We start from the raw sequence: 18,676 nt of genomic DNA, 5'->3' as shown, positions 1-18,676 counted from the left end.
ATAAACAACAAAAAAACCCCCACCCCCAAGATTATTAATCTTGAGGACGAGAGTTATTAGCTTCGTGGTACCACCCCAGTTTATTAATATGTCACCATATCAACCTTTTCGGGTACGGCAATTAACACATTGATTATACCCTATCTCTATAACGGGAGATCCCGTCGCATTATCACTAAGATTATATCTTAGATCCGTGCGAAGCTCCGAGCCTTTTTTCACTAGGATAATTATTACTCCTTCTCACCAATAGGAGCTCTCTGGAAATAATTAATCATAATTACTCTTCTCTTCATCGCTATTTACCTATATTATTTAATAATTTTTAATAATAGAAATAATATTAATCGATATATTTAGTTTAGTCAATATATCTTTAATGTTAATTACTTTGTTTCTCTATGCAAAGTCACTTTACGTAATCGAGGACAATATTTTTTCAGCTCTATACGTTCTGGGTTATTACGTTTGTTCTTCTTCGTAATGTAATTGCGGTCACCAGTCTCTGTACAAGCAAGGGTGATTTTTAACCTCATTGATCTTCCTCCTAATTTTCGTACCAATTTCGGAAATACTATGTGTCAAATAATAGCTCAATTTGAACTAAACGGAGGAAGTGGATCCGATAGTTTTGTCCAGTCACTAACCATTTCTTCATCTGTTAATAAACATGAATCAAGACCGGTTTCAATTTCATATCTATTCATCTCAAGCCCAATCCATACCATTTCTGTCAGTCGGTCTCCATGAATATCATCCCATCTAGATGTCAAAGAAGAGTCTTCTTGTAAAATCATTTGTTGCTCATCTTTCGAAAGAGATGCTACCCAATTACCAGCACCCTGAATTTGGATTGAAGATCCAGCTTGGGATAATATACCTGACATATTATTACGAGTTGCTAACCAGAAGAATCCTTTGGACCGAACAATTTCTTGAGGAAATGCTTTCAACCAATCGTACCAACGTTCTGGGTGGAATGGGCGTTTTCTTCTATATACAAAAGATGTTATTCCATATTCCTCAGTCTCCGGGATATGTTCATCATTTAATTCTTTAATCCATCCAGCACCTTGACTTGCTTTCTCGAAGTCAAAGAGTCTTTTGTCCAAAATTTCCTTCGGGGGAACTGCCCCATTTACCATTGGAACAATAGTTGCTTCAGGATTTAATTTTTTTAAAAAGGATTTTAATGCTTGCAAATATTCAGGTGTGACTAAATCTGTTTTACTTATCAATAAAATATTTGCAAATTCAATTTGATCAATCAATAGATCCGAAACATCCCGAATGTCTTGAACATCGTCTGTTTGTTTCCGTTCAAGAAGCGATTCTCCACTTTCATAATCACTCCAAAAACGGAAGGCATCTACCACAGTTATCATGGCATCTAACGTACAAAATTTAGATAAATCAATACCAACTTCTTCATCAATGTATGTAAATGTTTGTGCTACAGGTATAGGTTCAGAAATACCGGTCGATTCAATAACTAAATAATCGATATTCCCATTTTTAGCGAGCTTCTCGACTTCCATAATCAAATCTTCACGAAGTGTACAACAGATACAACCATTTGTTAGTTCGACTAGTGTTTCTTTAGTTCGTGAAAAACCCCCGTTCTGGATAAGTTGAGAATCAATGTTAATCTCACTCATGTCATTTACTATTACAGCTATTTTCTTTCCATCCTTATTTGCCAATAAGTAGTTCAGTACTGTAGTTTTTCCTGCTCCTAGATAACCGCTTAAAACGGTGACCGGTATCTTTTTATTCATACATTTCCTCCTTCATTCATTTTAAATCGTAATGATTACGATTTATATAATACAATTTATTTAATTAATGTGCAATACTAATGTATATTTTTTATTTATTCGGAGTTGTAAACCAGTCAAGTACTACTCTTCCAAAATAGAAAAACTAAATCACTACATTTACTAGGACATATTCAAAATCAAATTTTCATATGTTATCTAAAAAGTTTAAAAGGGGAAAATGAGATTTCCAAGGTTAAACAAATTATTCGGCTTCGAACAATATGGATTGTAACTTTTATCATGTTTATGGTAGTAATGTTGAAATTAATTCACCTGCAAGTCTTTCAGTTTGAAGAGCTTACTTTAAAAGCTAAAGAAAGCTGGGATCGAGAGTTACCCTATGCCTCCATTAGAGGAAACATTTTGGACAGAAATGGAGAAGTGATAGTTGGGAACAAACTATCACCAACACTCTTTTATATGCCCTCACAAAATGATGATCCGAAAAAAGTTGCGGAGCAAATTGCACCACTTTTAAAAACAGAAGAAGATGTTATTTTAGAACAATTATCCAAAAGAGCTTCCATAATAAAGCTGGCTCCTGCAGGTAAAAATATAACCTCAGAGCTTGCTATGGAAATTCAAGACAAAAATATTAAAGGTCTCTATGCCGGGATTGATTATATTAGGGAATATCCACATGGTAATATGCTATCAAGATTATTAGGATTTACAGGCTCTGATGCACAAGGTCTTGCCGGAATAGAATATCAATATGATTCCATATTAAAAGGAGAAGATTCTGCTATACGTTTATATACGGATGCTAAAGGCATTCCACTTCCACACGTCGATGATGGTTGGAAAAATGGATTAACAGGAAATCATATTCAATTAACTGTAGATTTACATATTCAGCAAGTGGTAGAGCGTGAATTATCTCAAGCGATGCAAAAATATGAGGCAACTCAAGGTGTCGCTATAGTGATGAATCCTAATAATGGAGAAATTTTGGCTCTTGCTTCCGCACCAAATTTTGATCCATTATCGTACCAAGAGGTAGACCAAGCGATTTACAATAGAAATTTACCTGTTTGGATGACTTTTGAACCTGGTTCAACATTTAAAATTATTACATTAAGCGCTGCACTTGAAGAAGATGTTGTAGACTTAGAAAAAGATACTTTCTATGATCCAGGATATGCAATAGTGGATGGTGTAAAGTTACGATGTTGGAAAAGAGATGGGCATGGACTTCAAACATTCTTAGAAGTAGTCCAAAACTCATGTAACCCAGGTTTTATCGAACTTGGTCAGCGATTAGGAGAAGATAGATTATCGGAATATATTCGTAAATTTGGTTTTGGAGAATCTACCGAGTCGGGTATGGCTGGTGAATCAACGGGAATCTTGTTTAGTGAGGAGAATTATGGTCCTATCGAGCATGCAACTACCTCGTTTGGTCAAGGTATTTCCGTTACCCCTATTCAACAAGTGCAAGCTGTTGCTGCAGCCATAAATGGTGGTTACTTATACAAACCGTATATCGTTAAGAACGTTTTGGATGGAGTGTCAAACGAGCTATTATCCAGTACTGAACCAGAAATGAAACGCCAAGTAATTCGGGAAGAAACATCAGCAAAAGTACGTGATGCATTGGAGCATGTTGTTGCAGAAGGTTCTGGCAGAAATGCATTTAGAGACCAATTGCGAATTGGTGGTAAAACGGGAACCGCTCAAAAAGTTAAAGATGGCAGATATGTCGACGGTGAATATATTGTTTCGTTTATAGGTTTTGCTCCTGCAGACAATCCCGAACTCATCGTATACGTAGCAATTGATAACCCAAAACATAGTGCTCAATTTGGTGGGGTTATAGCAGCTCCGATTGTAGGACAAATTTTAGAAGACACACTTCAAAAAACTGGATCCGGTGAACAAATCGAAAAAGAGTATAGATGGGGTGATGTACCACAAACTAGAGTTCCAAATCTAGTAGGTACTAAGAAAGAGGAAATAACTGCGTATATGTATCCTTTTTCAATCGTTTGGCATGGTGATGGTAATCAAATACTTTCTCAGTTACCAGAAGAAAATAGCTTAATTCCATTAGATGGAACAATTCATGTATATACAACAAATTAATAAATGAATCAAATTGCACATGATGAAATAATATTTCGTCATGTGCATTTTTCTATAAAGAAATACAATCATACCTCTCTCCAATATCTTAAATAATATAGCACCTCCACCACTCAATCCTACGCAGTCAATAACTTTTCTAGTGATGGAAGTAACAGAATCAGTTATTTTCCCTCTCTTCATTGTTCTCATGATTGTTGGTCCAGTTCGTACCTCTTATATAAAAGAAACAACAAAGGTCAAAAAATATGTAAGTATATTAATGTACCCGTTCTTTTGTTTTGTTTGTACATAACCAAATTCTATCTGTAATCATATGTAAAAAAAGCAAACCCATTACTTTGGGTTTGCTTCACTAGTTTATAATACCTTTTGTAGAAATTCTTTCGCTCGTACTGATTTAGGTTCCGTGAAAAACTGATCTGGTGGTGTGTCTTCTACAAGCTGGCCACCATCTAAAAATAATATACGATCTGCTACTTCTCGCGCAAAATTCATTTCATGTGTCACAATAACCATCGTCATACCTGATTCAGCAAGTGACTTCATCACAGCAAGTACTTCCTTTACCATTTCTGGATCAAGCGCTGAGGTAGGTTCGTCAAAAAGCATAACGGAAGGATTCATCGCTAAAGCACGTGCAATCGCAACACGCTGCTTTTGTCCACCTGACAAGCGATTTGGATACTCGTCTCGTTTTTCAAATAAGCCAACTTGGCGTAATAGTATATCTGCTTTTTCTATTGCTTGATGTTTTGAAATTCCTTGCACATTAATTGGAGCATACGTTAAATTCTCTAGTACTGTTTTATGAGGGAACAAGTAAAAGTGTTGGAATACCATTCCTACGTTTTCTCTTACCTTCATGATATTTGTCTGTTTGTCTGTTACAACATCATTACCAATAGTAATAACGCCTTCTGTAGGCTCTTCTAATAAGTTCATACAACGTAAAAACGTCGATTTTCCTGAACCGGATGGTCCAATTACTGCAATTACCTCTTTTTCCTTAATGATAGTCGAAATTCCTTTTAATACTTCATTTTTTCCAAATGATTTATGCAAATTTTCTACTTTAATCACTTCTATTCATCCTCTTTTCTAGCATTTTCCCAAGGAATGTCAAAATGAGCGTCATAATATAATAAATTACACCAGCAATTAATAATGGCTCCAAATATCGATATGTTGAGCCTCCGACAACATAGGCACGGCGCATAATATCTAGGGCTCCAATAACTGTTACAATTGCAGATTCCTTGTTTAGTGTAATGAATTCATTCATTAATGCCGGCAGAATGTTCTTTAATGCCTGTGGTAAAATGATATCTTTCATCATTTTAAAATATGGAATTCCTAATGCTAGGGCTGCCTCTTGTTGGCCTTTATCAACTGCATTAATACCTCCACGAATGATTTCCGAAATATAAGCACCAGAATTTAAACCGAATGCTAATATAGCAGCAGGCATTGGATCAATTTGAATGTCTAATAACTGTGGTATTGCATAGTAAATGATCATTAATTGTAATACGAGCGGTGTTCCTCGAAAAATGGATGTATATATATCCGCAATCCAGCGTAACAATTTAATACGTCCAATTTTAAATAAAGCTAATAAAATTCCTAATAAGAAACCAATGATGGTTGCGCACAATACGATTTGAAGCGTTATACCTATTCCTTCTAAAATATAAGGAATAGAGGGTAAGACTGCTGTAAAATCTAAGTTCACAACGTCCCCCTCCTTTCTTTACTTACTATTTATTCTTCCACAACAAACCATTTTTGTTGAAGCTCTTCAATTTTACCGCTATCAATTAATTCTTGAATTGCTTGATCAAATTGAGCTTTTAAGTCGCTTCCTTCTGGTAAAACAGCAACTTTATAATCTGCTACATCTACCTCTACTGGGAAATAAGTTAGTTCAGCATTTCTTTGTACATAGTTTTCTGCTACAATATCCTCGATAATCGCTGCATCAAAACGTTTTGTCATTAATTCTTGTACTACTTCTGGAATAAGGTTACGGCTTTCTACTTTCATATCTACTGTTTTCGCTACTTCATTTGCTAATTCTTCTTGAATAGAAGAAATTTGTACTCCCACGGTTTTACCAGCTAAATCTTCTACTTTTTCGATACCACTATCCTTTTTAGTCACTACCATTTGTACTGTTTCGTTATAAGGAATTGAAAAGTCTACTACCTCATCACGTTCAGGAGTTGGGCTCATTCCAGCTAATATAAAATCTACTTTTTCTGCTTGTAATGCCGGGATTAAACTGTTGAAATCCATATCTTTTACTTCTACTTTAAATCCAATTTTTTCTGAAATTGCATTAGCTAAATCTATATCAAATCCAATAATTTCATTACTATTCTCTGTATCCACAAACTCAAATGGTGCGTAGTCAGCAGACGTCCCCATTACCAATACCTTTTTATCCTCTGTTGCTGAACCTTCGCCATTTGTTGATTCTTCTTTTTCCGCAGTTCCACATGCTCCTAAAATAGACATAACAAGTACTAACATGAATAAAAATAGTTTATTTTTCATAATTGTTGACTCCTCTTCTTTTTCAGTTTGATTTTTCTTGAATAAAACGAATAATTGCTTTTTCTAACATTTCTAAGCCGTCATCTATTTGTTCTTTTGTAATAGTTAATGGTGGAATCATCCGAATAACTTCACCGACGTTTCCACAAAGGTAGAATAGAACACCTTCTTCTAATGCATAATCAAGAATTTTCATTACCGCTTGTCCATCTGGCTCGCCTGTTTTTGGGTTCGAAATTTCAATTCCAATCATTAAGCCTACTGAACGTACATCACTTACTATGGAATATTTTGATTGAAGTCTTTTTAAACTCTCCGTAGCATAAGCTCCAACTACTTTAGAGTTTTCAATTAGTTTTTCCTCATGAAGAATTTCTAAAGTTGTTAACGCTACTGAACAAGCTATAGGATTTCCTCCAAATGTTGTACCATGCATTCCTAAAGGCCATTGTTGCATTAATTCTTTGGAAGCAACAGTGGCACTTAACGGTAAACCAGATGCGATACCTTTCGCTATAGCCATAATATCTGGTGTTACGTCAAAATATTGCGCAGCAAACCATTCTCCTGTTCGTCCGAATCCTGTTTGCACTTCGTCAAAAATCAATAAAATACCATGCTGATCACAAATTTCTCTTATTTTCTTTACCCATGCTTTCGGTGGAATGATGTAACCACCCTCACCTAAAACTGGTTCTAAAATAACACATGCTACTTCCTCAGGAGTAACTTGGTGATTAAAGAGTCGTTTAAAATCCTTCTCTAGTTGTTCTACACAGTAAACTTCAGGATCCAATCCTTCAGGACAACCCTTTACGTCCGCATAAGGAATTTGATAAGACAAATGCGAAGGTTGTAAAAACTTTCGATATTTACTCTTCGACGTTGTTACACCCAAAGCGCCAAGAGAACGACCGTGGAAGCACCCGGTAAATGACACAACGTAAGGACGTTGGGTTACAAATTTCGCAAGCTTTAAAGCACCTTCAATTGCCTCAGTTCCACTATTTGCAAAGAAAAAGCAATCTAAGTTACCTGGTAATACATCACCAAGATTTTTCGCAAGTTTTAAAATCGAATCATACATTATGACGCCTGATGGTCCATGTACAAGCTGATCAGCGGCATCCTTAATGCTTTGTACAACCTTCGGATGACGATGCCCTGTATTCGCTACAGCGATTCCAGATGTGAAATCCAAATAAGTCTTACCATCTACTCCATAGTAATAACAGCCCTCTTCTTTCACTATTGGAATATTCGGATGATCCTTAGCCATACTTGGTGCTAAATAATCTCCCATATTATCATAAAGCTCTAGCCAGTTACTCATGTTGTTCACCTTCACTTTTCTTTCAAGTTTGTTTACCGATTATTAGGGACGAAATGTATTTTTACAATTGTAAATAAGAATATATACATTCAAATCATTCAAAAATAGATTTGATATTAATATAATATATGACTTTATGTATAATTATACAAGAAGAAATTTTGTGTAAATTAAAGTTTAAATAATATGAATTGATAAAATAATCCCTATTTATTAAGAATAAATACATTTGTGAACAAAAAAAGCCGTTGATGTTTTTAACTCACACGGCCAATTGTTGGTTGCTTCTTTAGCATCATGTACGCATATAATTTTCTAAATTACTCCCTTCCCTTTACAAATAGGGCATTTTATTTCCATTGGAATAGGCAAAGTTATTTTAATTTTCCCGGTCCCTTTACACTTTTTACACATCATTTGAATCCCCTCTTACGTTATTTTTTTTCTGGTACAATACATTTATTGATTTTAGTAAATGATCAAATTCTTCCTCATTTAATTTATCAATTTTTTTTAGTTGCTTCCTAATGTATGTATCTAAATCGTCCTCATTGTTAACGAGTGGATCGTCTTCGGGATCAACTGTTTGTTCAATATTAGAGAAATAAATTGCCATACTTCCTGTAATAGATCCTATTAAACCAATACCCACTAACATAAGAATACTTGCAATAATTCTTCCTCCGATTGTGACCGGTGAGATATCACCATATCCTACTGTAGAAACAGTCACAATTGACCACCAAATGGAATCGGCCATACTATTTATATTTGGATTCTCTCCCTTTTCTAAAATATAATTGCTAACTGCTCCCCATGTCATGATTAGAAAAGTAAATATAAAAACATTTGATAATCCGCCTGACTTAAAAATTTCTTGTAAAGTCTTTGATACTTTAATAATTCTTATTAATCGAACTAAACGCATAAGACGAGCAACTTTGAAAAAAGCATCAAACGGAATGAGTGCAATAAGGTCAAATACGTTTTCTTTCACAAATTTTTTCTTGTCATTTGAATTATATAATCTAACGATATATTCAATGGAGAAATAGATAATAAAAATATAGTCTGCCCATTTAATTTGTTGTGCTGTCAAAATTTCACTACCTGAATAGCTTGTGACAATTATTGTTAAGTACAATAAGATAAACAAGAAGATGACAAATTCATATATAATCGTCTTATTTTTCATCTTTTCACTCTCCTATATCTATCACTCCTTTCTCTCTATACCCTTTTCAATTGAAATATATTACTTATAAGATCATAAAAATAAATCTCACGAATAATTTTTCATCAGGATGGTAACAATATAATTAGAAAATTTTATTAATCCGAAGTAGCTCAGTGGTAGAGCAACCGGCTGTTAACCGGTTGGTCGTAGGTTCGAGTCCTACCTCCGGAGTATAGATAAAGCACCTCTTTGTATGAAGAGGTGCTCAGACTGTAGACAAACTCAAAGAAATTTGAAATTGTCATGGTCTTTTTTTTTTATTTCAATACATAGTGAGAAATCGTCGATTTCCGTTTCAGGCGCTACGCTTTCCACGGGCACGGCCTCAGCCTTCTCCCTTGCTCCTGCGCAAGCTCGTCGCAAAAATTAATTTCGCTACGCTCAGTCCGGGTGCTTCGGCTCGTGCTGTTCCCGTAGGAGTCTTCTCGCCTTCTACTCCGATCGACTAGTGTTGGCAAATTTAAAAAGAGTTGAGTTTCTAAATCTTCTAAGACGATAGGTGTTGAATATCATGATGACTAAAAATCAAAACCGTGAAAATTGACAAAGTACCCAAAGAGACGACTCACGGGATACTTTGTCTGAGCACATCTTTTTATGAAGAGGTGCTTTCTATCTTTTTGGATTGAGAGGATTTTTTAATAACACCTTATAAAACCCAATTAAAAGGCCATACTTGTATATATATAAATTTAATATGGAGGTACTGAAAATTGTATACAACTGATTCTAAAATAGCTGTTTTTGCTCTCGGTGGCGTAAATGAAATAGGGAAAAATATGTATGTTATACAGTCTGATGACGATATTGTTGTGATTGATTGCGGATCTAAATTTCCAGATGAAAGTCTACTAGGAATTGATTTAATCATTCAAGATGTTTCTTATTTAAAGGAAAATATTGAAAAAATCAGAGGCTTGATTATCACCCATGGTCATGAGGACCATATTGGAGGTATCCCCTATTTCTTAAAACAATTAAAAGTGCCTGTTTATGCAACAAACTTAACACTAGGTTTAATTGAAATAAAATTAAAAGAACATGGCTTATTAAGAGAAACAAAACTTCTATTGATTGATTCAGAATCAAAACTTAGATTAGGTACTATTAACGCAACATTTTTCAGAACTAGCCACAGTATCCCTGATTGCTTAGGCATAGCTTTCCATACACCACAAGGTACAATCGTACATACTGGTGATTTTAAGTTCGATCTAACTCCCGTGGACAATCAATCTCCAGATATTCATAAAATGGCAGAATTAGGTCAAAATGGTGTATTGCTATTATTATCAGAAAGTACGAATGCTGAAAGGCCAGGTTCTACTCCATCGGAGCAGCTTGTTGGCGATCATATAGAAGAGGAATTTCGTCGAGCGCCAAGAAAGATTTTTATTTCCACTTTTGCTTCCAATGTTCATCGTATACAACAAATAGTACAAGCAGCTATTAAAACAAATCGAAAAATTGCATTGCTCGGCCGTAGCATGGTTAATGTTGTAGCAGTTGCAAGAGAACGTGGTTATTTAGAGATTCCAGAAGGAATGATTATTGATGCAAGTGAAGTACAATCAATGAATCCTGAAAAAGTAGTGATTATTTGTACAGGAAGTCAAGGAGAACCTATGGCTGCTTTAGCACGTCTAGCCAGCTCTAATTTTCGCCAAGTAGAAGTTTTGCCTGATGATACAGTGATTCTTGCAGCAGGTCCTATTCCTGGAAACGAGCGAAGTATTTCTAAAATTATCGATAATTTATTTCAATTAGGAGCTAGAGTAATTTATGGCTCAGGTAGTGTTACTGGGATGCATGTTTCAGGTCATGCATGCCAGGAGGAACTAAAACTTATGCTAACACTAATGAAACCGAAATACTTTATTCCTATTCATGGTGAGTATCGAATGCTTAGACATCACAGCTTATTAGCAGAATCAGTTGGTGTGAAAAAAGAGAATATATTTATTGTCAGTAATGGCGGTGTAGTTGATATAGAAAATGAAGAAGCTAGACATACCCGAACTATTGAATCTGGAAATGTGTTTGTGGATGGTTTTGGAATAGGAGACGTTGGGAATATTATTTTAAGAGATCGAAAACTACTTTCAGAAGATGGCATGCTTGTTATCGTCACATCAATCAATAAATCTAACAATCAAATAGTTACCGGTCCGGACACTATTTCTAGAGGTTTCGTGTATGGTCCAGACGCAGAAGAATTAATTAATGAAGTAAATAATTCAGTTCGATCGACTATCAACCAGCTGCAAGATAAAAATAAAAATCAACGTGTCCTAAAACAAAATATTAAAAAATCTGTAGAACATCTTTTATATAAGAAAACGAAAAGAAGACCAATGATTCTTCCAATAATGATTGACATTTAAATCTCGTATGAAAAATCCAGGAGGCTAGAATGAAGGATTATAAAATATACACAAGCCAAGATATTGATGTCTATTTTAATTTAAATAAATGTACTCATGCAGCGAACTGCGTGAAATATTTACCTTCTGTATTCAATGTGAATCGAAAGCCATGGATTCAACCTGATGCAGCACTAATTGAGGATGTAAAAAGAGTAATTGCTACCTGCCCAAGCGGTGCTTTGCTATATAAGGAAAATAAGTTCAAATAACGAAAAGTACCGTTCTATTTATAAATTAGAACGGTACTTTGTCAATTTTGAAAGTATTTGAGTTCAAAATTCCACTGAATTTTATGTGTGAGTAGTCTCTACGAGACGTATTCAACTTGCATTAGGCAACTTCCATGTCCAAGTGGATCCTTCGGTACAAGCTTCTCAATCGTTAGCATTTCAAGTTGTTCACGTTCATTTATTTGGTTTTTAGTCATCATGATATTCAACACCTCAAAGTATTAGAAGATTTATAAACTCAACACTTTTTAGAATAGCCAACACTAGTCGATTGGAGTGGAAGGCGCGAAGACTCCTACGGGAACAGCACGAGCCGAAGCACCCGGACTGAGCGTAGCGAAATTAATTTTTGCGACGAGCTTGCGCAGGAGCAAGGGAGAAGGCTGAGGCCGTGCCCGTGGAAAGCGTAGCGCCTGAAACGGAAATCGACGATTTCTTACTATGTATTATAAATAAAAAAAGACAATTTCAAATTTCTTTGAGTTTGTCTACAGTCTGAAAGTACCGTTCTATTTATAAATTAGAACGGTACTTTTTGATTTTATAACGAAATTACTCCAGTAAGTACAGCAGTTATGGTCATGACAATCGTCGTTCCAAAAGCCCACTTAAATAAAAACTTTTGATGCTCTCCAAAATCCACTCCAACTAGTCCAATTAATATAAATGTTGCAGGTACTAAAGGAGATAGTGGAAATCCAGCTGTTGAATGTCCAAGCAAAGCGGCACGTCCAATCTCTACTGGGTCAATACCAAAACCGGCAGCCGTTTCAGCTAGAATGGGAAGAATACCAAAATAGTAAGCATCCGGTGAGAACACAAAGCTCATTGGAATACTAGTAATAGCTACGATAACAGGCAAATGGCTTCCAAGTGATTCAGGAATTACAGAAACTAAAGTAGATGCCATTGCATCCATCATACCTGTTCCACTAAAAATTCCAGTAAAAATACCAGCGGCAAATACCATCGTACTGATCATAACAAAACTATTTGCATGGCTTAAAATCTGATCTTGCTGTTTCTGCGCATTTGGATAATTGACAAAAAGTGCTATAGCATAAGCTACCGCAAATAAAATGGCAATTGGTAACACATCCATTACAAGTAAAACCATAAGGACAATCGTTAAAAAAAGATTAAACCAATATTTAGTAGAAGTCCCCTTACTTGTTGCCGCAATCTCAAGAATTGCAGTGGAAGTTTCCTCTAATTTAACAATGCCTAATCTCTTTCTTTCTCTCTTGCCTAATATGTATGCTACAAAAAGTGCCCATAATAGCCCTGAAATCATTACAGGAATCAGTGGTATAAACAAATCAGATACATCTACCTGAAGGCTGGCTGAAGCTCTAACCAAAGGTCCTCCCCATGGAATAATATTCATCACTCCAGCAGCCAGCCCTACTACCGAAGCTAATATTAAGCGATTCATCCCAAGTCTAGTGTATAGAGGTAACATTGCCGAAACAGTAACCATAAACGTTGAAGAACCGTCTCCATCGAGCCCAACTAAAATAGTTATGATAGCAGTTGCAACTACAATTTTTAAAGGATCCCCTTTTACAACGCTTAAGATTTTATTAACCATTGGATCAAACAATCCTACATCTATCATTAATCCAAAATACAAAATAGCAAAAACAATCATAACCGCTGTTGGTGTTACATTGAGAATCCCGGCCATCATCATCTCACCCATATCACCTGCAAAACCACCTATTAATGCAAATACAACAGAAACACTGATGAAAGCAACAACCACGGACAGTTTTTTAGTGATAACTAGTATTAAAAAAATACCAATCATACAAAATCCTAAAATTGACAACATAAAATAATTCCTCTCTTTTTTACTTTTCTAATAACGCTTTAGCTTAGTAGTGTAATAAGTACATAGAGTATATTTTATGCAATATATTTTTCTAAGTCAACATAATTTTTAGAATATTAATAAATGTAAGAAATAACAAAAAACGTTCATATATAGATTAACTTCCCTAATGGAATTTCATCCTTTATATATAACTTAAGTGATTGTATTTTCAAAAAATTATTGTAAACTAAAACCAAGTCATTTATTTTGTATATATTAAAAGGAGAAATTATGTTAACTAAACAGCAATTACTAGATATAGAAAAACTACAAAAAGAATGTGAGAATCATGATCACATTCAATTAAAGCTAAATTGGGAGATGCTTCGTAATCGTACTTCCAAAGAATTGGATTTCCTGCTTTATGAAAATGAAGAATTAATAGCTTTTTTAGGATTATATCCTTTCGGATCAACAGTAGAAGTATGTGGAATGGTTAAACCAAGTGAGCGAAGAAAAAATTACTTTACTCTCTTATTTAAACAAGGTATGGAAGTTGTCAAAAAAAAATCTTTTAGAAAAGTTTTATTAAATGCTCCAGCTAGTTCAATTGAAGCGAAAGCTTTTTTAACAAAACAAGGTGCAATATACAGTTTTTCAGAACATCAAATGACATGGGAAGAAAAGGTGTTAGAAACGGTAGATGGGTTTTCCTTACGCCACGCAAATGACAATGATTTAGATATGCGAATACGTTTATCAGTTGAAGCATTCGGATTACCCGCATTAGATGCCGAAGAAATGGAAGTCAGAATTACCGAAGATAAGGACTCTGACATGTTAATGATTGATGTTGAAAATGAAACAATCGGGAAAATTCGCATTAGAAGAGAAAATGGAGAGGCTTGGATATATGGTTTTTCCATCTTACCTACACATCAAGGCAAAGGTATAGGAAGAAAAGTATTACAACAAGTAGTACTCGAACAATCTAACTCTGGACAATCAGTACATCTGGAGGTAGAAACTAAAAATGCACATGCACTCAGACTTTATGAATCAATTGGATTCAAAGTGGTCCATGCGCAAGATTATTACGCTTATAAATAAGAAAAAAATAAAACCAAAGTGATTTTATCATCACTTTGGTTCTATCTTACTTATTTGAGTCCTTTTTCCTTTAAATATTGCGTATTTCTTCGCGCTTTATAGCGAACATCATTATTCTTCCACCACGCCCAAATAGATACTAAAAAAGTTACTAAAAGCGTCACTCCTAATTCTAGCTCTTCATCATTAAATGGTAGTGGACTATACCCTTTCATAACTAAAAATTGATTGATCCAGGCTATAAAAAGAATAATAGACCGTATAATCATCATTTTATCGAAAGGTGCTAGTTTATCATTACTTGACATTACAGATTCGCCTCCTTAAGAAAATAATATGTTTATATACTATAATCATATGTCTTTAAGGGTTTCTGCATTGGACTATCTGTTAATGTCTTTTATTATCGCTTTCAATTTGACGCCAATCTTTTGCAAGCATTCCATAAATAACATGATCTACATAATGATCATATAACCACTCTGCTTCACGTACGCAACCTTCTTCCGTAAAACCTAATCTTTCTGGTACTGCTCTACTTTTTTTATTTTCTACGGCCGCCCGTATCTCAACTCTATTTAACTTTAAGTCTAGTAATGCATAATGGACAAAAGATTTCATCGATTTTGTCATTAATCCTAAGCCTCTATAGCCATCACCAAGCCAGTAGCCTATACTTGTAGATTTGTTGTTCCAATCTATCTTGTGAAAACCGATAACCCCAGCAATTTTTCCTTCATACCATATACCAGCCTGTACTCCATTATTCTCACTAAATTGCTTCATAGTAGACTGTATAAAATTTTGAGTATCTCCAATTGATTTTGTGTAGTCTATAAACGGTAGCCATTCTCTTAATGTATCTTTTGAACGAATAGTTAAATCATATACTTGTTGTACATCTTGCAAGTCAAGCATTTTCAGCTCGGTTTTATCATCAATTTTGAAAGTAAACATTATTTTTCCCAACCCCTTAATTTTACATGTTTCATAGAATTTAGTTTACATAATATTATTATTAAACAATTTCCACGAAATTCTATTCATGAACAGCAAACAATCTCTATGAAAAAATATTACCACTCACTTATGTGAGTGGCAATATAACTTAGTTTTCATGCTCGGTAGAATTACAGCACCCATTATGTATGATTACTTTTACTCTGCATCTAAACTTATTAGCTCTGTTGGAACCGCACATGACTGTCTAACAACTAAATGATGAGGAATGATTATTCGTTTTACTGGTTCATTTTCATTCTCTAGCATTTGAATTAAACTCCTCGCAGCTTGATAGCCTAGTTCTACAATATGAATATCAATTGAAGTAAGCGGCGGCCTGGACATTTCAGCAAATAAAGCGTTATTAAAGCTTACAATCGATACTTCCGTTGGAATGTCAATTTGCATTTCTGTCAGTGTATTAACTACTCCCAAAGCCATCAAATCATCTGTAACAATAAAGGCTGTAGGTGGAATGCTTCTTCTTAGAAGTTCCATTACTGCTTCTTGTCCACCCTCACGTAAAAATTCCTCGTGGATAATATAGTCTTCATTTAGCACTATGTTAGAATCCTTCAAAGCTTCTTTATATCCAAGCAAACGATCCATCGTTACAGTTAGACTAGGACTGCCTCCAATAAAGCCAATTTTTTTATGTCCTAGACCAATTATGTATTCAGTAGCTTCTTTTGCTGCTAGATAGTTATCATTATCTACATGAGTTATTTTCTCCACAAAGTCAAAAGGTTTACCTATCACGACAAAAGGAAATTTTCTATATTTTAAATAGGAAAGAATTTTGTCGTCTATACGAGAGTATAAAAGGATTATTCCATCAACCCTTCCCCCCTGGACCATTTGCACAACTCCATGATATAACTCCTCTTCCGTTTTGCCAGTAGTCATTTGAAGAGCATAGTGTTTTTCATGCGCACCTTCACTTAATCCTTGAATAACCTCTGCAAAGAATGGGTTTTGAAAAAACACACCAGACGAGTGAGGTAATACAAGACCTATCACTTTTGTGGATTGGCTTGCAAGACTGCGTGCGATAAAATTAGGATGGTATCCTAGCTGCTCCATCGCTTCTCTCACACGTTTCTTCGTCGTTTCACTAATACGAGGACTATTTGCAATCACGCGAGAAACTGTAGAAGGTGCAACATTTGCCAATTTTGCCACATCTTTAATCGTAATAGCCATTAAAATTCCCTCACTCTCTTCCATAAATAACATTATACAAAATCATCGTTTCCATTAAAACATTGATAATTAAAACATTGTATCTAATACTATATTTTTAAAACTGGGAGCTTCCATATACATTTCTTACTATTTGAATAAATACACTCTTACTTCATAAGGCTTGAGGAAAACATCCTTTGTTAATTGACTAGGAGCATCTTCATAATTAAATAGTAATAATTCAGCCTCAAGGTTTGGAAGATCATCTAACTTCAGTTCCGATTCATAATGGCGGAAATTACAAAGCACAACAGCAAACTGACCCAAGAATGAGCGTGTATATATATATACATCAGGATGATTTTCAAGCCATACATCATATTCCCCATAAACAAAAATCGGGTTATTTTTTCGCAATTGGATCATCCTTTTGTAGAAATGATAAATAGAGTTTTCATCATTCAGTTGGTAATTTACATTGATTTTCAAATAGTTAGGGTTAACTTTCATCCAAGGGAGACCATCGGTGAATCCACTGTTTAACGTATCATCCCATTGCATTGGCGTTCTAGAATTGTCACGTCCATTCGTCCAAATTGTTTCCATTACATCCTCATGTGAACGTCCTTTAGCAATCTCGAGAGTATAGTAATTCTTCATGCCGATATCATCATAGTCTTCAATGGTAGGAAATTTGACATTTGTCATCCCTATTTCCTGCCCCTGATAGATGAAAGGAGTCCCCTGCATAAGAAAATAGAATGCAGCCAACATTTTTGCACTTTCGTTCCAGTGCTCTTGATCATTTCCCCAACTAGAAACGCTACGTGGTTGGTCATGATTTTCTAAGAAAAGAGCATTCCAGCCTTTAAGGTGTAAACCTTTCTGCCATTTGGTCAGTGTTTTTTTAAGACCGATGACATCTACCGTCTTATCTAGCTCCTTATTCCATAAGCCAAGGTGCTCAAACTGAAAAATCATATCAAATTTCCCATTTTCCTCCCCAACCCATTCATCAGCTTCATCCAAGCTGACTCCGTTAGCTTCACCAACAGTCATAATATCGTACTTTGAAAAAGTTTCCTCTTTTAACTCTTTTAAATAATCTTGTATTCCAGGCTGGTTTGTGTGCATTTCAAAAGCAGAGACATATTTATCGCCTTGAGAATTAGGCATATCCGGCATTCCATCGCGCTTCTTTATATGGCTGATTGCATCTACACGGAATCCATCTATTCCTTTATCCAACCACCAATTAACCATTTTAAATAATTCTTCTCGAACTTCTCGGTTTTCCCAATTTAAATCAGGCTGCTTAATAGCAAATAAATGAAGATAATATTGTTTTGTTAACAAATCGTACTCCCATGCACTTCCAGAGAAGATACTCTCCCAGTTATTTGGAGCTTCATCTTCTTTACCATCTCTCCAAATATACCAATCTCTCTTAGGATTATCTTTGGAGGAGCGGGATTCGATAAACCAAGGATGTTCATCACTTGTATGATTGATTACCAAATCTAGTATCAACTTCATGCCTCTTGCATGTACCTGTTTTAATAATTCATCAAAATCCTCAATGTTTCCGAACTGTTTTGAAATACCTTGATAATCACTAATATCATAACCATTATCAGCATTAGGTGACTTATAAAACGGACAAATCCAAATTACATCTACCCCTAAATTCTTCAAATAATCTAACTTTGAAATGATTCCGCGTAAATCACCAATCCCATCCCCATTGCTATCCATAAAACTTCTAGGATACACCTGATAACATACTGCTTCTTTCCACCATTTTCTTTCCATATAACAAAGTACTCCTCTCGTTCTGAGTTTACAAAGTATATTACTGCAATCAGTCGACTGG

Annotated in this window: 17 protein-coding genes, 1 tRNA gene and 1 other annotated feature; of the genes, 5 read left to right on the top strand and 13 right to left on the bottom strand. The window is 35.1% G+C overall.

Annotated features, from left to right (window positions below; genetic code table 11):
• Positions 1–39: 39 nt before the first annotated feature.
• Positions 40–305: a binding site (T-box leader), on the bottom strand.
• An 81-nt stretch (positions 306–386) separates the two neighbouring features.
• Both rpmG and PGC35_RS06920 read right to left on the bottom strand, forming a co-directional pair.
• Complete coding sequence (rpmG, locus tag PGC35_RS06925; RefSeq protein WP_053589536.1) at positions 387–536, bottom strand: 50S ribosomal protein L33; 150 nt, start codon at positions 534–536, stop codon at positions 387–389.
• Positions 537–593: 57 nt separating this feature from the next.
• Entirely contained in the window at positions 594–1,778 is a 1,185-nt protein-coding gene (locus tag PGC35_RS06920) for a GTP-binding protein (protein ID WP_375218645.1), read from the bottom strand.
• Positions 1,779–2,060: 282 nt separating this feature from the next.
• On the opposite strand from PGC35_RS06920, the gene PGC35_RS06915 reads away from it, so the two are divergent.
• On the top strand, positions 2,061–3,905 hold the full coding sequence (locus PGC35_RS06915; RefSeq protein ID WP_375218644.1) for a penicillin-binding transpeptidase domain-containing protein: 1,845 nt from the start codon (positions 2,061–2,063) through the stop codon (positions 3,903–3,905).
• Positions 3,906–4,265: 360 nt separating this feature from the next.
• Here the strand turns inward: PGC35_RS06915 and PGC35_RS06910 are convergent, their stop codons facing one another.
• From PGC35_RS06910 to PGC35_RS06890, 5 genes are all read right to left on the bottom strand, one after another.
• Entirely contained in the window at positions 4,266–4,988 is a 723-nt protein-coding gene (locus tag PGC35_RS06910) for an amino acid ABC transporter ATP-binding protein (protein ID WP_375218643.1), read from the bottom strand.
• Positions 4,981–5,640 (bottom strand): amino acid ABC transporter permease, encoded by a 660-nt coding sequence (locus tag PGC35_RS06905; RefSeq protein ID WP_375218642.1) that lies wholly within the window; start codon positions 5,638–5,640, stop codon positions 4,981–4,983. Before PGC35_RS06905 ends, PGC35_RS06910 begins: the two co-directional genes overlap by 8 nt.
• 29 nt (positions 5,641–5,669) lie before the next feature.
• Positions 5,670–6,464: a transporter substrate-binding domain-containing protein gene (locus tag PGC35_RS06900; protein WP_375218641.1), complete on the bottom strand. Its 795-nt coding sequence runs from the start codon at positions 6,462–6,464 to the stop codon at positions 5,670–5,672.
• 22 nt (positions 6,465–6,486) lie between these two features.
• A complete protein-coding gene (locus PGC35_RS06895; protein WP_375218640.1) occupies positions 6,487–7,797 on the bottom strand; it encodes an aspartate aminotransferase family protein in 1,311 nt (436 codons plus the stop codon).
• Between the two features lie 406 nt (positions 7,798–8,203).
• Positions 8,204–8,992 (bottom strand): ion transporter, encoded by a 789-nt coding sequence (locus PGC35_RS06890; RefSeq protein ID WP_375218639.1) that lies wholly within the window; start codon positions 8,990–8,992, stop codon positions 8,204–8,206.
• A 141-nt stretch (positions 8,993–9,133) separates the two neighbouring features.
• Here PGC35_RS06890 and PGC35_RS06885 point away from each other — a divergent pair.
• The 3 genes from PGC35_RS06885 to PGC35_RS06875 all read left to right on the top strand — a co-directional run bounded on the left by PGC35_RS06885 (position 9,134) and on the right by PGC35_RS06875 (position 11,669).
• Positions 9,134–9,205 (top strand) — tRNA-Asn (locus PGC35_RS06885).
• 542 nt (positions 9,206–9,747) lie between these two features.
• Positions 9,748–11,418 carry a ribonuclease J gene (locus PGC35_RS06880; RefSeq protein WP_275786837.1) on the top strand — a complete coding sequence of 557 codons (1,671 nt, stop codon included), beginning with the start codon at positions 9,748–9,750 and terminating at the stop codon, positions 11,416–11,418.
• A gap of 29 nt (positions 11,419–11,447) precedes the next feature.
• Positions 11,448–11,669: a (4Fe-4S)-binding protein gene (locus PGC35_RS06875; protein WP_053589545.1), complete on the top strand. Its 222-nt coding sequence runs from the start codon at positions 11,448–11,450 to the stop codon at positions 11,667–11,669.
• 98 nt (positions 11,670–11,767) lie between these two features.
• On the opposite strand, the gene PGC35_RS06870 is transcribed toward PGC35_RS06875, so the two are convergent.
• Both PGC35_RS06870 and PGC35_RS06865 read right to left on the bottom strand, forming a co-directional pair.
• Positions 11,768–11,890 (bottom strand): hypothetical protein, encoded by a 123-nt coding sequence (locus tag PGC35_RS06870; RefSeq protein ID WP_375218756.1) that lies wholly within the window; start codon positions 11,888–11,890, stop codon positions 11,768–11,770.
• 341 nt (positions 11,891–12,231) lie between these two features.
• A complete protein-coding gene (locus tag PGC35_RS06865; protein WP_375218638.1) occupies positions 12,232–13,524 on the bottom strand; it encodes a CitMHS family transporter in 1,293 nt (430 codons plus the stop codon).
• 273 nt (positions 13,525–13,797) lie between these two features.
• On the opposite strand from PGC35_RS06865, the gene PGC35_RS06860 reads away from it, so the two are divergent.
• Entirely contained in the window at positions 13,798–14,616 is an 819-nt protein-coding gene (locus tag PGC35_RS06860) for a GNAT family N-acetyltransferase (protein WP_275786844.1), read from the top strand.
• Positions 14,617–14,666: 50 nt separating this feature from the next.
• On the opposite strand, the gene PGC35_RS06855 is transcribed toward PGC35_RS06860, so the two are convergent.
• From PGC35_RS06855 to PGC35_RS06840, 4 genes are all read right to left on the bottom strand, one after another.
• Positions 14,667–14,924, bottom strand: coding sequence for a phage holin (locus PGC35_RS06855; RefSeq protein ID WP_053589548.1), 258 nt, complete (start codon positions 14,922–14,924; stop codon positions 14,667–14,669).
• Between the two features lie 82 nt (positions 14,925–15,006).
• Entirely contained in the window at positions 15,007–15,573 is a 567-nt protein-coding gene (locus PGC35_RS06850; protein WP_375218637.1) for a GNAT family N-acetyltransferase, read from the bottom strand.
• Between the two features lie 201 nt (positions 15,574–15,774).
• Complete coding sequence (locus PGC35_RS06845; protein WP_056829866.1) at positions 15,775–16,821, bottom strand: LacI family DNA-binding transcriptional regulator; 1,047 nt, start codon at positions 16,819–16,821, stop codon at positions 15,775–15,777.
• A 129-nt stretch (positions 16,822–16,950) separates the two neighbouring features.
• Positions 16,951–18,615, bottom strand: coding sequence for an alpha-glucosidase (locus PGC35_RS06840; protein ID WP_375218636.1), 1,665 nt, complete (start codon positions 18,613–18,615; stop codon positions 16,951–16,953).
• Between the last annotated feature and the right edge of the window lie 61 nt (positions 18,616–18,676).

It is taken from the genome of Psychrobacillus sp. PGGUH221 (genome assembly GCF_042055255.1).
In the GTDB taxonomy this organism is placed as follows: domain Bacteria; phylum Bacillota; class Bacilli; order Bacillales_A; family Planococcaceae; genus Psychrobacillus.
Note: the sequence above shows the minus strand (reverse complement) of the source record. Positions and strands in the feature narration are given on the sequence as shown.

Excerpts from the sequence above, each read along its gene's own strand:
- PGC35_RS06870 (WP_375218756.1), bottom strand. The coding sequence starts at position 11,890 with ATGATGACTAAAAACCAAATAAATGAACGTGAACAACTTGAAATGCTA.
- rpmG (WP_053589536.1), bottom strand. The coding sequence starts at position 536 with ATGAGGTTAAAAATCACCCTTGCTTGTACAGAGACTGGTGACCGCAAT.
- PGC35_RS06895 (WP_375218640.1), bottom strand. The coding sequence starts at position 7,797 with ATGAGTAACTGGCTAGAGCTTTATGATAATATGGGAGATTATTTAGCA.
- PGC35_RS06865 (WP_375218638.1), bottom strand. The coding sequence starts at position 13,524 with ATGTTGTCAATTTTAGGATTTTGTATGATTGGTATTTTTTTAATACTA.
- PGC35_RS06860 (WP_275786844.1), top strand. The coding sequence starts at position 13,798 with ATGTTAACTAAACAGCAATTACTAGATATAGAAAAACTACAAAAAGAA.
- PGC35_RS06855 (WP_053589548.1), bottom strand. The coding sequence starts at position 14,924 with ATGTCAAGTAATGATAAACTAGCACCTTTCGATAAAATGATGATTATA.
- PGC35_RS06900 (WP_375218641.1), bottom strand. The coding sequence starts at position 6,464 with ATGAAAAATAAACTATTTTTATTCATGTTAGTACTTGTTATGTCTATT.
- PGC35_RS06890 (WP_375218639.1), bottom strand. The coding sequence starts at position 8,992 with ATGAAAAATAAGACGATTATATATGAATTTGTCATCTTCTTGTTTATC.
- PGC35_RS06920 (WP_375218645.1), bottom strand. The coding sequence starts at position 1,778 with ATGAATAAAAAGATACCGGTCACCGTTTTAAGCGGTTATCTAGGAGCA.
- PGC35_RS06845 (WP_056829866.1), bottom strand. The coding sequence starts at position 16,821 with ATGGCTATTACGATTAAAGATGTGGCAAAATTGGCAAATGTTGCACCT.
- PGC35_RS06850 (WP_375218637.1), bottom strand. The coding sequence starts at position 15,573 with ATGTTTACTTTCAAAATTGATGATAAAACCGAGCTGAAAATGCTTGAC.
- PGC35_RS06915 (WP_375218644.1), top strand. The coding sequence starts at position 2,061 with ATGTTTATGGTAGTAATGTTGAAATTAATTCACCTGCAAGTCTTTCAG.
- PGC35_RS06840 (WP_375218636.1), bottom strand. The coding sequence starts at position 18,615 with ATGGAAAGAAAATGGTGGAAAGAAGCAGTATGTTATCAGGTGTATCCT.
- PGC35_RS06875 (WP_053589545.1), top strand. The coding sequence starts at position 11,448 with ATGAAGGATTATAAAATATACACAAGCCAAGATATTGATGTCTATTTT.